The following is a 15,068-nucleotide window of genomic DNA, read 5'->3' on the forward strand; positions in this document are numbered from 1 at the left end:
ACGCCGAAGGCGTTAGACAACATAGCCCAGGGTAAGGTCCCCGCGAGTGCAACGAGTGGGACCGCCACCCTGGGTTAAAAACGCAATCGACTCTCATCTCTCTCCCGCTCCGATTTTGGCGGCGAAGCCGCCAAAATCGGAGCGGGAAGGAGGCACTGATGGGGAGGTAACAGTTGCGAAGCACGGCACAAGGCGTATGGCTTGTGTTTAGGCGGATGATGGTGTTCGTTTTCGACTTGGAAAGTCGAACGACAATCGCCGCTCGACTTTCCAAGTCGATAGCGTGCAGGTTCCAAGAGTGAATCCGTCAGGTCTCAGACAGGGTCGGCAGGACTGCGGCAAGGCGATCGAGGGTTTCGCTGCTGACGTGGTGCTCGATGCCTTCAGCGTCCACGGCTGCGGTGGCCGGAGCGACGCCGATGGCGAGCAAGAATTCGTAGACCAGCTCGTGTCGCTCACGTGCTTTCTTTGCCAACCGCTTGCCTTTGGCCGTCAACGTGATCGGTCGGTACGGCTCCGTCTCCAATAGACCTTCGTCTTTCAATCTGGCAACAATCCGGTGGACCGTCACATGACTGACGGCAAAACACTTCGCCAAATCGCTGGCCCTGCAAACCTCCCGTTCTCGCAACACGTCGTCGATCGCTTCGACGTAGTCTTCCGCGGTCTCACTGGCATGGTCACGACGGGTCCGCAAATAGGGGTTGTTTCCGCCGGAATTTCTCGCCGGGTTCTTCGCTGGCGAACCTGCCTGAGTCGGAGACGCACCCGAGCGGGACTTTTCTGCGGCCAATGATTCGCTCCAGTGTTCTTGGGGAAATCGCTCTCGGGGAAATGATGACGGACCGAAACAGCCCACTTGCCTAAAGTTTAGCATCTGCTAAACTTTGGGCAAGTGTAGCATCGGCTAAAAAACTCCGGGCGAGCTGATGCGACAAATCGGCACTTTGTTTTCGAGCCGTACTGCGATTGATTCACACCTGTTCCCTGTCGAGTGAATGCCCCATGTTCTCTTCGCGTCGTCTGCATCGCCCCTTGCTGCGAAATCCACACGTTACCGTTGTGGGCATCGCTGTTCTGGTTTCATCAATCGTACTACTGGGCTGTCAACCGTCGGCCACTCCGTCTGGATCAGAGGCAACGCAGACGTACTCGGGGACTTATCCGATTCAGGCGGTTGCCACGGTCGGCATGGTCGCGGACTTGGTTCGTACGATCGGTGGCCCCCAAGTCAATGTGCAGCAGATCTGCGGCTCCGGCGTGGATCCCCACTTGTACAAACCCACGCGTGACGATGTTCAACTGATTCTGTCTGCCGATGTGGTGTTCTATTGCGGATTATTGTTGGAAGGCAAAATGGGGGACACGCTGCAAAAGGTTTCTAAGATGAAGCCGTGCATCGCCGTGGCCGAGCAAATCGACGACGAACTGCTGCTCAAACCCACTGAGTTCGAAGGTCACTACGACCCGCACGTTTGGAACGATGTCTCCGCTTGGTCGAAGTGCGTCGATGCGGTCGCTCAGTCGCTCTCAAAGTTCGATCCGGGCAACAAGAACCTGTACGAAGAACGCGCCAAAGCGTATGAGAAGACGCTGACGGAGCTTCATGCGTACGGCAAACGTGTGATCGCCACGGTCCCGGAAAAAAATCGTGTGCTGATCACGTCGCACGATGCGTTCAACTATTTCGGACGCGCATATGAGCTGGATGTGATGGGCATTCAAGGATTGTCGACGGAGTCCGAAGCCGGCTTGCAGCGAATCAACGAACTGGTCGACTTGCTGGTCGACCGCGACGTCAAAGCCGTTTTCATCGAGAGCAGTGTGTCACGCAAGAACATTGACGCATTGATCGAAGGCTCGCTCTCACGCGGTCACGCGGTCAAGATCGGTGGCGAGTTGTTCAGCGATGCGATGGGGCAAGCGGGTACCTACGAAGGAACCTATGTGGGGATGCTGGACCACAACATCACATTGGTCGCCGGTGCGTTGGGTGGTGACGTTGACCCGAAAGGATTCTCAGGCAAGCTCGCTGGCACTGCGGAGACAGAGCAACCATGATTTCAACGGACCCAAACTCGGCGCGTGGCCCTTCTGAAGGTGATGAGTCGCCCGATTACTCTCAGATTCCGCTGTCGATCGACGACCTGACGGTTGCCTATCATCGCAAACCGGTGATCTGGGACGTGGGTTTTGATCTGCCACGAGGCAAGCTGATCGGCGTGGTCGGCCCCAACGGTGCCGGCAAGAGCACGCTGCTCAAAGCGGTCCTGGATTTGATCCCACGTGCCTCGGGACGGATCGAAGTCTTCGGGGAACCTTACAAAAAGAATCGCCACCGCGTCGGCTATGTTCCTCAGCGCGAGAGCGTGGATTGGCAGTTCCCGGTCAGCGCGTTGGATGTTGTCACGATGGGTTTGTACGACAAGATCGGTTGGTGCATGCCGGTTCGACAGCGGCATCGAGACCAGGCGATGTCGGCGCTTGAGAAAGTCGGAATAGCGGAGCTTGCCAAACGACAGATCAGTCAACTTTCCGGCGGGCAACAACAGCGGACGTTTCTGGCGCGAGCCTTGGTCCAAGACGCTGAACTTTATTTGATGGATGAGCCGTTTGCGGCCGTCGATGCGGCGACGGAAAGCGCGATCGTGGACATCCTGCGGCTTCTGAGAAACGATGGCAAGACGGCGGTCGTGATTCACCACGACCTGCAAAGCGTCCCGGAGTACTTTGACTACGTCGTGTTGCTCAACATGCGAGTCGTTGCTCACGGCCCCGTCAATGAAACGTTTACGCCTGAGAATCTGCAGAAAACGTATGGCGGGCGATTGACCTTGTTGGACGAAGTCACCGAGGCGATGCGTCGCAAGGAGCAGTCGCTGTGATAGGACGGTTGGTCGCGTTGACGATTCTGACGTTGATCGTGCTGACTCAATCGCTGTCAGCCGCCGAGCCGGTTTCTGGTTCGTTGGCGGAGTCAGCGATCCAATGGCCGACCTGGAGCCAGTGGCGTCGTGTCTTGACCTTCCAGGATTACAACACGCGAATCGTTGTGTTCGGAGTCGCGACCTTGGGCGCCGCCGCCGGCTTGGTGGGCAATTTCACCCTGCTGCGCAAACGTGCATTGATGGGAGATGCCCTCAGCCACGCCACGTTGCCGGGAATCGCATTGGCGTTTGTAATGGCAACGGCCATGGGAATGGACGGCAAGTCACTGGTTGTGCTGCTGCTTGGAGCAACCGTCAGCGGCTTGCTGGGCATGGCAGCCATCCTGTGGATTCGCAGCCAAACGCGTTTGCACGAGGACGCCGCGCTGGGGATCGTCCTGAGCGTTTTCTTCGGTGCCGGCGTCGCGCTGCTGGGCGTGAGCCAACAGATGTCGACCGGAAACGCAGCGGGTTTGGAGAGTTATATCTACGGCAAGACGGCATCGATGGGTGCGGTTGATGCGAAGTTGATCTTTGCAGCGGCGACGATCGTGATTGTGTTGGGTTGTTTGATGTTCAAAGAATTCAAGCTGCTGTGTTTCGACGACGGCTTTGCCGGATCACGCGGCTTTCCCGTCATGCTGTTGGATATCTTGCTGATGTCCATGGTGGTGTTGATCACCATCGTGGGTCTGCAAGCAGTCGGTTTGGTGCTGATGATTGCGTTATTGGTCATCCCGGCGGCAGCGGCCAGGTTTTGGACGGAGGAAATGTCGTGGATGTCGGTTTACGCGACGGTGATCGGATTGATCGGCAGCGTTTGTGGCGCCACGCTCAGTGCTGTCTTTCCACGCTTGCCGTCGGGAGCCATGATCGTCCTGGTGTGCAGCTTCTTCTTTTTCCTCAGCATGCTGTTCGGGCGTTCGCGAGGAGTCGTCTTCCGCTGGCTGCGTCGGCGACGACTGAATCGGCGTATTGATCGCCAACACCTGATGCGAGCCATGTTTGAGCTGGGAGAGTCGCGACAGTCGCGTGCCAAGAACGTCAGCGGGCGCAAGCATCCGTCGGTCTCGATCGGGCAATTGCTGAAACGCCGCAGCTGGTCCAAACGTCGATTGGCTACAGCGATTGAGGCCGCCGCAGAAGAAAAACTGTTGCGTCAACACGGCGACAGTATTCGCTTGACCAGCGCGGGGATGACCGAAGCAGCGCGATTGACGCGACAGCACCGCATGTGGGAAATGTACTTGATCGCATACGCTGAAATCGCGCCGGCTCAAGTCGACCGCGATGCGGATGACATCGAACATGTGCTGGAACCGGAGATCATTGACCAGCTCGAAGTGCTGCTGGAGCAAGAGCGACTGCGGATTCCGGTTCCCGAGGATCCGCATGCCGGAGAGCACAACGAATCCCAGACCGGCGCAACATCAAATGTGTCAACAGATACGGAGATGTCGCGATGAGTCCAATTTCCACCGATGCGATTTTTGCCAATCTCGTTTTTGCCTGGGGATGGCTCGACAACTGGATCGTCGTGGTGGGATGCCTGTCGGCGCTTGCCGCTGCGTTGCTCGGGAACTTTCTCGTGCTCAGGCGAATGAGCATGTTGGGCGATGCGGTCACGCATGCGGTATTGCCGGGGATCGCCATTGCGTTCTTGATCACGCAGAGTCGTAGCAGCTTGCCGATGTTCATCGGGGCAGTGATTGTCGGCGTGTTGACAGCCGTGTTCACGGAATGGATCCGAGGGATCGGAAAGGTGGACGAAGGAGCGTCGATGGGGGTCGTCTTCACGTCCCTTTTTGCTTTCGGGCTCGTGCTGCTCGTGCAAACCGCTGACAAAGTCGACTTGGACCCGAATTGTGTGCTGTACGGTGCGATCGAGCTGACACCGCTGGACTATTTCGTCATCGGCGACAAGCAGATCCCGAGGGCTGCCTTGGTCTTGGGAATCGTCACGGTCATCAACGCCTTGTTCGTCACCGTCTTTTTCAAGGAACTCAAGATCAGCTCGTTCGATCCCGCGCTTGCCACCACGATGGGGATCTCTGCCAAAGGGATGCACTACGCCTTGATGGTGCTGGTCAGCGTGACGGCGGTCGCAAGCTTTGAAAGCGTCGGCAGCATTCTGGTCGTAGCGATGTTTATTGTGCCGCCCGCAGCGGCATACATGTTGACCGATCGACTGGGCTGGATGATCTGCCTGAGCGGGTTGATCGCGATCGCGTCGGCATCGTTGGGACATGTCGCGGCGATCGTTGTTCCCACTTGGTTCGGATACGGCAGCACCACGACGTCGGGAATGATGGCGGTTGTGGCGGGACTGCTGTTCGTTGTTGCCGCCTGCCTTGGGCCGCGACATGGCGTGATCATCAAAGCCATTCGACGTCAGCAACTCGCATGGACCATCTTGTGCGACGACGTCGTCGGATTCTTATATCGCTGTGAAGAACGCGCCAACGGATGCGCACACATGAGCACTTTGTCGTCCGAACTGTTCGCCTCACGATTTTCACTCGGCTTTGCACTACGCGGCTTGCTCAGACAGGGGCAGATCCGGCTGCTGACCGATGGCTACGCGTTGACGGAAGCCGGGCGAGATCGAGCGAGACAGCTCGTGCGTTCGCACCGCTTGTGGGAACAGTACTTGGTCACGGAGACAACCGCGCAGACGGACAAGATTCACGCCCGGGCACACCAGTTCGAACACTTTACTGAACGCCCGATGCGGGACGAATTGGATCGCGTGACGGAAGCGCCGGAGCTGGATCCACACGGCACACCGATCCCGAGAGAAGAAACCTAGTGCATCGTCCGGTCTTGATTTTGGGGTTAGCCGTTTTGGCGTTAGCCACGGTTGTGTCACGAAAACCGTGGCTAACGCCAAAACGGCTCATCTACCGAACCCACGTTCTAAGACTGGACGATGCACTAGCGACAATCGCTGCAGTGCCCGCGCAGCAGAATCTCCGTGATATCGCCCACGCTTTCACTGGCACGGCGACTGCCGGCGGTCAATTGGACGTTGTCTAAACAAGTGACACCGCCACAGTCCACGCAAACAAAATGCGGATGGCTGATGGAATGCTCATCGCCAGCGGCCACGGCTTCGAACCGATACAGGTGATCGCCCAACTCGGTCCGCCGAAGCAAACCGGCATCGACCAGATCATTCAGATTCCGAAACGCGGTGGCTTTATCCACCCCGGTCGGCTGCAACGCATCGGCGACTTCGTTGTGCGTCATGGGGGCGTGAGAGTCACGCAGAATCGACAATGTCGCCACTCGCCCCGGCGTGGCCCGCAATCCCGCACCGCGAATTTCGTCCCGCATGGCGTCCATCAGCGACTCGGGATCTTGGGAAGAATCCTTGGGACGCTTGGCTGGACTTGGATCGGCGGGACTCATGAATGGGGTCTCATGGACGGATGGTTCCGTGAATTAGCGTGATCTGGTGGCGTCACCCATTTGCAATTGAATTGCAATAGCGTAGCTTACGCCCTGTTTCGCTTCCCGACAACAGGTTGAGCATGCCGATCGAAGTCCTTTTGTGTTTGTACTGTGTTTTTGTGATCACCGCGTCGGTCGCCGGTGGGCGATTGCCGACGTTGATCCGCATGACGCACTTGCGAACGCAGATCATGATGAGCTTTGTCGGCGGGCTGATGCTTGGCATTGCACTGCTGCACCTGCTGCCGCATGCGGCACACTGGCTGCCATCACCGCACAAAATCGGCATCGGCACTTTGACCGGCGTGTTGGTCATGTTCTTGCTGCAGAGAGCGTTTCATCACCACCACCACGACATCCCTCATGAAGACGTTGCAGTAGGCGAGGGGAACGATCCGCATGACCATGCAGATGCTCATTCAGGTCATCATGATCATGTGGGGCACGAGCATGCAGATCACGAACATGTGGGGCACGAACATGCGGATCACGAACATGTGGGGCACGAACATGCTGCGCACGGGATCGCGTGTGAGCATGAGCATCATCAGCAACGGACGTTTGGTTGGGTCGGCATGGTCTTTGGGCTTGGATTGCACACCATGATCGACGGCGTTGCGATGGCAGCCAGTGCGATGGCCGAATACGGACACGGCGCGTGGATGGGGCTGGCTGGTCTGGGAACGTTCCTTGCCGTAGCGTTGCACAAGCCATTGGATGCATTTGCCATCACGACGATGATGCGTGCTGAAGGCTGGCCAGAGGGCCGCCGCAGCGCTATCAACGTTGCCTTTTCATTGGCTGCACCCACCGGTGCGATCCTGTTTTATTTTTTCGCCTCTGCGATGCCCAGGGAGTTCGCACTGATCGGCTGGGGACTTGCGATCTCGGCTGGATTTTTTCTGTGCATCGCGTTGGCGGACTTGCTGCCCGAGCTTTCCTTTCACGATCACGATCGAGGAAAGCTGACCCTCGCCTTGCTGGTGGGAATCGCCCTGGCCATCGCGGTGGAGAATCTGCCGGGGCACACCCACGCGGCGCACACACAGATTCCTGCAGGCGGGGAAGTTCAAGAACTGCCAATGGAATCCAACACGGCGAAAGAATCCATCGAGTCAAAGCAATGAGACTGAGTTCTTGACGGAGCTGAACTGGGCTAAACTTCTCCGTCAAACTTCTCCGTCAAACTTCTACATCCATTTCAATGCCGCCCACTAGGCTACTTGCCAAGTTAAAGATCAGCGCACCGATCAAACCCCCGACGAACCCTGCCACACCTGCGACGACCGGCAGGATCACGAGCGCAAACAAAGCGCCAACGATCCCCGGAATTGCGCCCTGTGCTCCAGCGGCGTTTCCTCCAATTCCCGCACCCAGCAGGGACACAAAGAACATGATGACCACTGTTGGCAGAGTGAAGATTGCGTAGAGAATCCCCGAGATCTTTGCCGCCGACACTGGTTCGATCCGTTTGACACACAAGCGGCGGGTGCGATTGCCAGGTGCAGATGCGGTGACATTGACCGATGCGACGTAGGGATTGCTCGCCGGGCTGGCTGGATTCGGGCTGGCTGGATTCGGGCTGGCTGGATTCGGGCTATTGGATGGTTGCACGATGGATCCTCGATCGTGATGGGAGTGAGCCTGATACTTACTGGCAGGCGACAAGTTTAAGCCATCGCGGTGATCCTGTGGGGGGCACGGGCTCTGCTTTGCCACATTTTATCATGTACAATAATCATCTAGCTTCGTTCAAACGGTAGCGGCTTTTCCTCTCCTCCTCGATCCAAACGGTTCGCATCGGCGATCCATCATCACTTATGCCCGAGAACAATCGCTCCGACTCTCATCCCGCCGTAGGCATCGATCTCGGCACCACCTTCTCCGCCGTTGCGTACTTGGACGCGTCTGGACGACCGGAGACCATTCGCAATGCGGAAGGTGATTTGACGACTCCCAGCGCCGTGTTCTTTGATCGAACGCACCCGATCGTGGGCGTGGAAGCGGTGGAGGCTGGATTGATGGAACCGGAGCGTTTGGCGTTGTACGCGAAGCGTGACGTGGGCGAGGTTCGCTATGAAAAGCAGATTCGTGGGGAACACTTGCCGCCAGAAGTGTTACAGGCGTTGGTGTTGCGAAAACTGAAAGAAGACGCTGAGTTGAAACTCGGTGAAATCCAGAAAGCGGTCGTCACCGTGCCCGCTTTCTTTAATGAGCCGTGTCGTAAAGCCACGCAAGACGCGGGGCGACTGGCGGGGTTGGAGGTGTTGGACATCATCAATGAGCCGACCGCCGCCGCAATCACTTACGGCGTCGAGCAAGGCTTTCTCTCCGAAGATGGCGTGAGCAAACAACGCGAGCGGATCTTGGTCTATGACTTGGGCGGTGGCACCTTTGACGTCACCGTCATGGACATCGATGCAGCCGAGTACAACACCGTCGCGACCGCGGGCGACGTGTACTTGGGCGGCATCGACTGGGACCGACGCATCGTCGATTTTATCTCCGAGGAATTCCTCAAGGAGCACGGAGTCGATCCACGGTTGGATCCTCAAGCCGAGCAGGAACTGCTCAGGAAGGCCAACCAAACGAAGCACGCGTTGACGCAACGCGAAAGCGTTTCGATTGCATTTGCTCACGACGGCATGCGATTGCGCACTCAGTTGGATCAAACCCAATTCGCGAAGCTCTGTGACGACTTGGTCGAACGCACGCTGCTGACGGTGCAGCTGGTCCTGGACGACGCCAAGATCACTTGGTCGGATTTAACACGTTTGATTCTGGTGGGTGGTTCAACTCGCATGCCGATGGTGCGCAGCGAGTTGGAGAAACGATCCGGGATGACGCTGGATCGATCGCTTTCGCCCGATGAAGCGGTCAGCCATGGTGCGGCGCTCTACGCAGGCATGCTGCTGGGACACAAAGGAGAATCGTGTCGCGGCATCCGCGTCTCGAACGTCAATTCACACGACTTGGGAGTGCTGGCGATTGATCCCAAGACGGGCCAGCCGCGCCGACAAGTCATGATCCCTCGCAACTCGCCCCTGCCGGCGCGCAAGCGAGTTCGTTTTCGCACTCACAAGGACAACCAGCCAAACGTCAAGATCGATGTCGTGGAAGGTGGCGATGACCGCGGGACCAACGCCACGTCGATCGGTAAATGTCTGGTCGACGATTTGCCGGCCAAGACCCCCAAAGGCACCAACGTCGATGTGCAATTCGACTACACGCAAGACGGCCGGCTGACCGTCCGCGCTTCGCTGCCCGAAATGGATCGCAAGATCAAATTGACGCTCAACCGAGCGGCCGGATTGAGCGACGAACAGATCGAAGCCTGGCGTGAACGTATGGAAAAGGGCTTGGGCGATCCTGATCCCAATGACATTGCCGTGGAAACATCGGCCGGCACGACGGATGCTCCCGCTGAGACAGCTGCTGCAGAAGCAACCACTGTGAACACTCCGGTCATTCAGAACACTGAAAAACCGATCGTGATCGCGACCGCATCGCCAACGACAAATCCTCCCACCGGGCCGGTCAAAATCGCGGTCGCGGGCGGCAAGAGCGAACCCAAGCCTACTGCCGTGATCCCCGCCATCTCGACCGGCGCGAAACCCGTTCCGGTCGTCGATGACATTCCAGATTTCTCGGAGATCGCTGGGGAATCGATCAAAGTGGGTCCCGTGAAAATTGAACCCGTGCAGCCCACATCGGTACCCAAGCCGGCGGCCGTTTCATCAATGATATCTCCGGCACCCGCGTCTCCGGCACCCGCGTCCGCCACGCCTCCCTCCAATGCAACGACGGCAGCCGCTCCTGTGATCAACATTCCCGGCGTCAGCGATGCCCCCAAGCCGAAGGTCGATGTCACGAAGCTTTTTGGCAATTTGCCCGACAACCCCAAACCGCCTGCCGCGACGCCCCGACCGATGATCAAACTGGGCGACGACCCCAACATGCCGCCGCCGAAAGTCAACCCCAGCGATTTGAACTTTGAGCAACTGGCCGGCTTATCCGGCGGAGCGGCAAAGAAGCCCGCTCCCTCCGCTGTGCCGATCATTCAAACGGACGCCGCCCCGTCGGCCGCCAAGTCCAAGAAACCGGCTGAGAAAAAGTCCGGCGGTCTGTTTGGCCGCAAGAAGAAAAAGGTTGACGAGGAGTGATCGACCCACACAGGTCGCATGGACGGAAAAATCGCTCCTCCCAGCGGTATCAAAAACCGCGAAACGGCCTCGCTGAGTGACGCGACCGTGGTTACTATCTGGCGATGGAAAAGACAAATGTAGCCATCGTTGGCTTAGGAACTGTAGGCACCGGGGTCGCACGTTTACTGTTGGACCACGGAGATCGAACCGCGCGACACGCCGGGCGCACAATGTGGCTCAAGCGAGCCGTGGTCCGTGATTTGGCCAAACCACGAGATGTCGACTTGCCAGCCGGTGTCGTCACCGAAAGTCTCGACGACGTCATCAACGATCCCGAAATCACGGTCGTGGCGCAATTGATCGGCGGCTTGGAGCCCGCCCGCACGATCATGCTGCAACTGATGGCAGCAGGCAAAGACATCGTGACGGCGAACAAGGCGTTGTTGGCCGAACACGGGCCGGAGCTTTTCACCAAAGCCAGGGAGTTGGGACGCAGCATCGCCTTCGAAGCCAGCGTGGCTGGCGGCATCCCAATCATCGCCAACATCAGCCAATGCCTCTCGGCCAACCAGATCCTGTCGATGGAAGGCATCCTCAATGGCACCAGCAACTTCATCGTCACACAGATGGATGAAAAGGGCGCCTCGTATGACGACGTGGTTCGAAAAGCACAAGAACTCGGCTACGCGGAAGCCGATCCGACGATGGACGTCGACGGGACCGACGCAGCGCAAAAACTGGCGATCCTCGCCCACCTTGCGTTCGGTGCAACGGTCGATTGGTCTCAAATCCCACGAACCGGAATCGATCGACTCGATCCGACCGACCTGCAATACGCCCGCGAGCTCGGCTATCGGATCAAGCTGTTGGCCGTTGCCCACTTAGCGGATGACGGTCTGGAGCTGTCTGTCGCACCGACATTGGTTCGCATCGGCACGCCGATCGCCGAAGTCCGAGATGCGTTCAACGCGATACGTGTGATCGGCGATGCAGTCGGCCCGGTCTTTTATCACGGATTGGGTGCAGGACAGATGCCCACCGCGTCGGCCGTCGTCGCGGATTTGATCGACACGGCTGTTGGGCGTACCAAGCTGACGTTCCAAACCCTGGAGTATTTTTCGATCGACCAGCCTCCACGTGTATTGTTGCGCGACGCCAACACGTTAATGGCACGGTACTATTTCCGCCTGCACGTCGCCAACCATCCCGGCACGCTCGCCGCGATTGCCGCCGTGTTGGAACGCCACAACATCTCGATCGCGTCGGTCATCCAGCACGAAAACGGTGGCGGCTCTCCGCACTTGGACCCCGTCCCACTGGTCATCATGACCCACTCGACGACCGAGGGTGCCAGCCGCGCCGCGACCGAAGAAATCGCTTCGTTACCGTCGGTCACCGGCGGCGTGGTCGCGCTACGCGTAAAGGACTAGGCGCCGTCCAGTCTTGATTTTGGAGTTAGCCTGGGGTGCTCAAAGATTGGGGTTGTCGCATTTTGGGTTTGGGCAAGTTTATGTCCCTACTGCCGGCGAAGCTGGTGGACTCCAGTGAGCCTCAGACACTAGCCGTGGGCCTGAGGCGGATTGTGGTGCCGGCCCACGGCTAGCGCCCGAGGCTCACTTTGATTGCGACAGCCGTTTTGTCGTTTCGTTAGCCACGGTTGTGTCGCGAGAACCGTGGCTAACGCCAAAACGGCTCATTCATCGAACCCCTCCAGTGAGCCTCAGGCGCTAGCCGTGGGCATGAGGCGGATTGTGGTGCCGGCCCACTGATAGCGCCCGAGGCTCACTTTGATTGCGACAGTGGTTTTGTCGTTTCGTTAGCCACGGTTGTGTCGCGAGAACCGTGGCTAACGCCAAAACGGCTCATTCATCGAACCCCTCCAGTGAGCCTCAGGCGCTAGCCGTGGGCATGAGGCGGATTGTGGTGCCGGCCCACTGATAGCGCCCGAGGCTCACTTTGATTGCGACAGCCGTTTTGTCGTTTCGTTAGCCACGGTTGTGTCGCGAGAACCGTGGCTAACGCCAAAACGGCTCATTCATCGAACCCCTCCAGTGAGCCTCAGGCGCTAGCCGTGGGCATGAGGCGGATTGTGGTGCCGGCCCACTGATAGCGCCCGAGGCTCACTTTGATTGCGACAGTGGTTTTGTCGTTTCGTTAGCCACGGTTGTGTCGCGAGAACCGTGGCTAACGCCAAAACGGCTCATTCATCGAACCCCTCCAGTGAGCCTCAGGCGCTAGCCGTGGGCCTGAGGCGGATTGTGGTGCCGGCCCACTGATAGCGCCCGAGGCTCACTTTGATTGCGACAGTGGTTTTGTCGTTTCGTTAGCCACGGTTGTGTCGCGAGAACCGTGGCTAACGCCAAAACGGCTCATTCATCGAACTCACGTGCTAAGACTGAACGATGCACTAGGCGTCTCAGTTTGCGTTCACCATTGCGGCGTTCTCCACGAATCTTGGCCGGACAATTTGTCATCTCATTGAATGCGCAACGTCGACGCTTCGGCCGTTTCTAACACAATCTTCATTGTGGAACGGATGGCGTCTTTAACGGACGTTTTAAGGCATCCTGTCGCCTGTCGATGCAAAAAAAGACATCGCACGAAACTGGACAATTGTTGACCGCCCAGGTTTTCGGATACGTTGACGCGGAACGAGCCTGGATGATTCATCAGCCGCACACTGTTTTCGCTCCAAATATTATGTTCCATCAAACCTTCTTTCTTTCGCCTTACTCGAATTTGAGTCGAGATTGGATCAACGATGAAACCAGTCAATTGTCTTTACAGCGTGATTCTGATTTCACTTGTCATCATTTCGGGATGCTCCAAGAGCGATGAGCCGACGGTGATCCAGCCGACCGAGAACTACCAGCCAACTGCCGAGGAGCAGCAAGCGCAGGAGGCCATGCAAAACGAACGTGAGTGACTGAGATGGACGAGGCGGCCAGAGTCTTCGGACGGCATCGTTGCAAGGGAATGCGAAATCCTTCGTGTGAATTATTTCCTTTTATCTATCCACAGGTGATTCATGAATCGCATGCACGCTCGGAAACGAAACGGCTTTACCTTGGTCGAGTTGCTCGTTGTCATCGCCATCATTGGCATTTTGGTTGGACTGCTGCTGCCCGCCGTACAAGCGGCACGAGAAGCTGCCCGTAGAATGAGCTGCAGCAACAATTTCAAACAAATCGGCTTGGGCTTTCAAAACTATCATTCCACCTACAAGCGGTTGCCGATGCACATGGGCGGCACCAACCGTGTTCAACCGGGTGTCTCCAGTTGGTTCATCGTCCCTGGAGGTTCAGACCGCGGTTCCAATCGATTGACACTCAGCGTGTTCGTTGGATTGACACCGTTCATCGAGCAGCAATCCATCTGGGAACAAATCAGCAACCCCAACTCAACCGATTTGAGTAACCCAGGGACACCACGTGTTCCCCCATTCCCGCCGATGGGGCCGATGCCCAACGATGAGGACTGTGGTTTGGGGCCAGGTTCGAACACACGCAATACGGCTTATGCTCCTTGGATGACAGAGATCCCGACGCTACGCTGCCCCAGCGACCCAGGGACCGGTTTGCCCGCGATGGGGCGAACGAATTATGCCGCCTGCTTGGGTGACGCCTGCCAATATCATGACCAAGGTCCCTACAGCAGCGGCACGCTTCAGAGCATCAGCAACAGTGTCACGGTCGCATTGAACGCGTCGGGGCGTGGTGTTTTCGTCAGTCGAACCAAGACGGCTTTCCGTGACATTCTGGATGGACTCTCCAACACAATCATGGCGGGCGAGATCGCGACAGACCTTGGCGATCGAAACGTTTCCACGACGCACAAGCAGATCAATAGCTTCCCAACGGTGGCGAACAATCCGCTGGTTTGCCGCAGCGACATCGACCCGCTGAGGCCGAATCATTGGGCCCCTGGCACAACCCTGCTGGCGGCTGGCAATCAAGGTCGTGGATTCCGCTGGGCCAGTGGCTGCGCCCCGTACTCCGTGATGAATACGATTTTGCCACCCAACTCCGAAGTCTGTTTGTCGTACGGACACACAGGGAACGGCATTTGTCCTCCCAGCAGTCGACATCAGGGCGGGGTCCACGTGCTGATGACCGACGGAGCCGTCGTGTTCATTTCGGACTCGGTCGAGGCGGGAGACTCGAGTTCACCGACGGTCAACAATTCGTCGACCGGTCTGCCTCCCGGCTCAAAAAGCCCGTATGGACTGTGGGGCAGCCTGGGGACGAAAGCCAGCAGCGAAGTGATCAGCAGCGAGCTGTGATTGAGCGGATGGTCGTGTTCATTCTCGACTCGGAGAGTCGAACGACTGTCGCTCGACTTTCCAAGTCGATAGCGTGCCCTGTCAAGCGTATTCCCAATTTCAAACGCTTGCTTGCGATGACAAGCCCTCGGCCTCGCTTTCCCCTGAACGGCTCTGGTCGACCTCGCCTGGGTTGCTTCGGGGAGGGGTTGCTTCGGGGACGTGACGCATTCCTTCGTTTCCACGCCCCAACGCCAAGACCGCGTTGAATATCGACACTTC

The 15,068-nt window shown here is 57.7% G+C and carries 12 protein-coding genes; 9 read left to right on the top strand and 3 right to left on the bottom strand.

Annotated elements, in window-relative coordinates:
- Positions 1-307 precede the first annotated feature (307 nt).
- Positions 308-793, bottom strand: coding sequence for a manganese-binding transcriptional regulator MntR (gene mntR / locus Pla52nx_RS22155; protein ID WP_231742857.1), 486 nt, complete (start codon positions 791-793; stop codon positions 308-310).
- Positions 794-1,005: 212 nt separating this feature from the next.
- Here mntR and Pla52nx_RS22160 point away from each other — a divergent pair, with 212 nt between their 5' ends.
- From Pla52nx_RS22160 to Pla52nx_RS22175, 4 genes are read left to right on the top strand one after another with little or no spacing between them, the layout of a single operon-like run.
- On the top strand, positions 1,006-2,061 hold the full coding sequence (locus Pla52nx_RS22160) for a metal ABC transporter solute-binding protein, Zn/Mn family (protein WP_146523705.1): 1,056 nt from the start codon (positions 1,006-1,008) through the stop codon (positions 2,059-2,061).
- Positions 2,058-2,885: a metal ABC transporter ATP-binding protein gene (locus Pla52nx_RS22165; protein WP_146523706.1), complete on the top strand. Its 828-nt coding sequence runs from the start codon at positions 2,058-2,060 to the stop codon at positions 2,883-2,885. The genes Pla52nx_RS22160 and Pla52nx_RS22165 overlap by 4 nt, the downstream gene beginning before the upstream one ends.
- Entirely contained in the window at positions 2,882-4,393 is a 1,512-nt protein-coding gene (locus Pla52nx_RS22170) for a metal ABC transporter permease (RefSeq protein ID WP_231742858.1), read from the top strand. Before Pla52nx_RS22165 ends, Pla52nx_RS22170 begins: the two co-directional genes overlap by 4 nt.
- Entirely contained in the window at positions 4,390-5,736 is a 1,347-nt protein-coding gene (locus Pla52nx_RS22175; protein WP_146523707.1) for a metal ABC transporter permease, read from the top strand. The genes Pla52nx_RS22170 and Pla52nx_RS22175 overlap by 4 nt, the downstream gene beginning before the upstream one ends.
- Before the next feature lie 125 nt (positions 5,737-5,861).
- Here the strand turns inward: Pla52nx_RS22175 and Pla52nx_RS22180 are convergent, their stop codons facing one another.
- Positions 5,862-6,338 (bottom strand): Fur family transcriptional regulator, encoded by a 477-nt coding sequence (locus Pla52nx_RS22180; protein WP_146523708.1) that lies wholly within the window; start codon positions 6,336-6,338, stop codon positions 5,862-5,864.
- A gap of 122 nt (positions 6,339-6,460) precedes the next feature.
- Between Pla52nx_RS22180 and Pla52nx_RS22185 the strand changes: the two genes are divergently transcribed.
- Positions 6,461-7,507, top strand: coding sequence for a ZIP family transporter (locus Pla52nx_RS22185; RefSeq protein ID WP_231742859.1), 1,047 nt, complete (start codon positions 6,461-6,463; stop codon positions 7,505-7,507).
- Positions 7,508-7,562: 55 nt separating this feature from the next.
- On the opposite strand, the gene Pla52nx_RS22190 is transcribed toward Pla52nx_RS22185, so the two are convergent.
- Positions 7,563-7,994 (bottom strand): hypothetical protein, encoded by a 432-nt coding sequence (locus Pla52nx_RS22190; protein ID WP_146523710.1) that lies wholly within the window; start codon positions 7,992-7,994, stop codon positions 7,563-7,565.
- Between the two features lie 206 nt (positions 7,995-8,200).
- Between Pla52nx_RS22190 and Pla52nx_RS22195 the strand changes: the two genes are divergently transcribed.
- From Pla52nx_RS22195 to Pla52nx_RS22210, 4 genes are all read left to right on the top strand, one after another.
- Positions 8,201-10,543 carry an Hsp70 family protein gene (locus Pla52nx_RS22195; protein WP_146523711.1) on the top strand — a complete coding sequence of 781 codons (2,343 nt, stop codon included), beginning with the start codon at positions 8,201-8,203 and terminating at the stop codon, positions 10,541-10,543.
- A gap of 104 nt (positions 10,544-10,647) precedes the next feature.
- On the top strand, positions 10,648-11,955 hold the full coding sequence (locus Pla52nx_RS22200; protein ID WP_146523712.1) for a homoserine dehydrogenase: 1,308 nt from the start codon (positions 10,648-10,650) through the stop codon (positions 11,953-11,955).
- A 1,331-nt stretch (positions 11,956-13,286) separates the two neighbouring features.
- Entirely contained in the window at positions 13,287-13,451 is a 165-nt protein-coding gene (locus tag Pla52nx_RS22205) for a hypothetical protein (protein WP_197454991.1), read from the top strand.
- A gap of 102 nt (positions 13,452-13,553) precedes the next feature.
- Positions 13,554-14,807 (top strand): DUF1559 domain-containing protein, encoded by a 1,254-nt coding sequence (locus tag Pla52nx_RS22210; protein ID WP_315855013.1) that lies wholly within the window; start codon positions 13,554-13,556, stop codon positions 14,805-14,807.
- Positions 14,808-15,068: the final 261 nt, after the last annotated feature.

It is taken from the genome of Stieleria varia (assembly GCF_038443385.1).
Lineage (GTDB): Bacteria > Planctomycetota > Planctomycetia > Pirellulales > Pirellulaceae > Stieleria > Stieleria varia.

What these genes read in the sequence shown, in the direction of transcription:
- Pla52nx_RS22195 (WP_146523711.1), top strand. Translation starts at nt 8,201, where the DNA reads ATGCCCGAGAACAATCGCTCCGACTCTCATCCCGCCGTAGGCATCGAT.
- Pla52nx_RS22205 (WP_197454991.1), top strand. Translation starts at nt 13,287, where the DNA reads ATGAAACCAGTCAATTGTCTTTACAGCGTGATTCTGATTTCACTTGTC.
- Pla52nx_RS22160 (WP_146523705.1), top strand. Translation starts at nt 1,006, where the DNA reads ATGTTCTCTTCGCGTCGTCTGCATCGCCCCTTGCTGCGAAATCCACAC.
- Pla52nx_RS22210 (WP_315855013.1), top strand. Translation starts at nt 13,554, where the DNA reads ATGAATCGCATGCACGCTCGGAAACGAAACGGCTTTACCTTGGTCGAG.
- Pla52nx_RS22180 (WP_146523708.1), bottom strand. Translation starts at nt 6,338, where the DNA reads ATGAGTCCCGCCGATCCAAGTCCAGCCAAGCGTCCCAAGGATTCTTCC.
- Pla52nx_RS22165 (WP_146523706.1), top strand. Translation starts at nt 2,058, where the DNA reads ATGATTTCAACGGACCCAAACTCGGCGCGTGGCCCTTCTGAAGGTGAT.
- Pla52nx_RS22175 (WP_146523707.1), top strand. Translation starts at nt 4,390, where the DNA reads ATGAGTCCAATTTCCACCGATGCGATTTTTGCCAATCTCGTTTTTGCC.
- Pla52nx_RS22185 (WP_231742859.1), top strand. Translation starts at nt 6,461, where the DNA reads ATGCCGATCGAAGTCCTTTTGTGTTTGTACTGTGTTTTTGTGATCACC.
- Pla52nx_RS22200 (WP_146523712.1), top strand. Translation starts at nt 10,648, where the DNA reads ATGGAAAAGACAAATGTAGCCATCGTTGGCTTAGGAACTGTAGGCACC.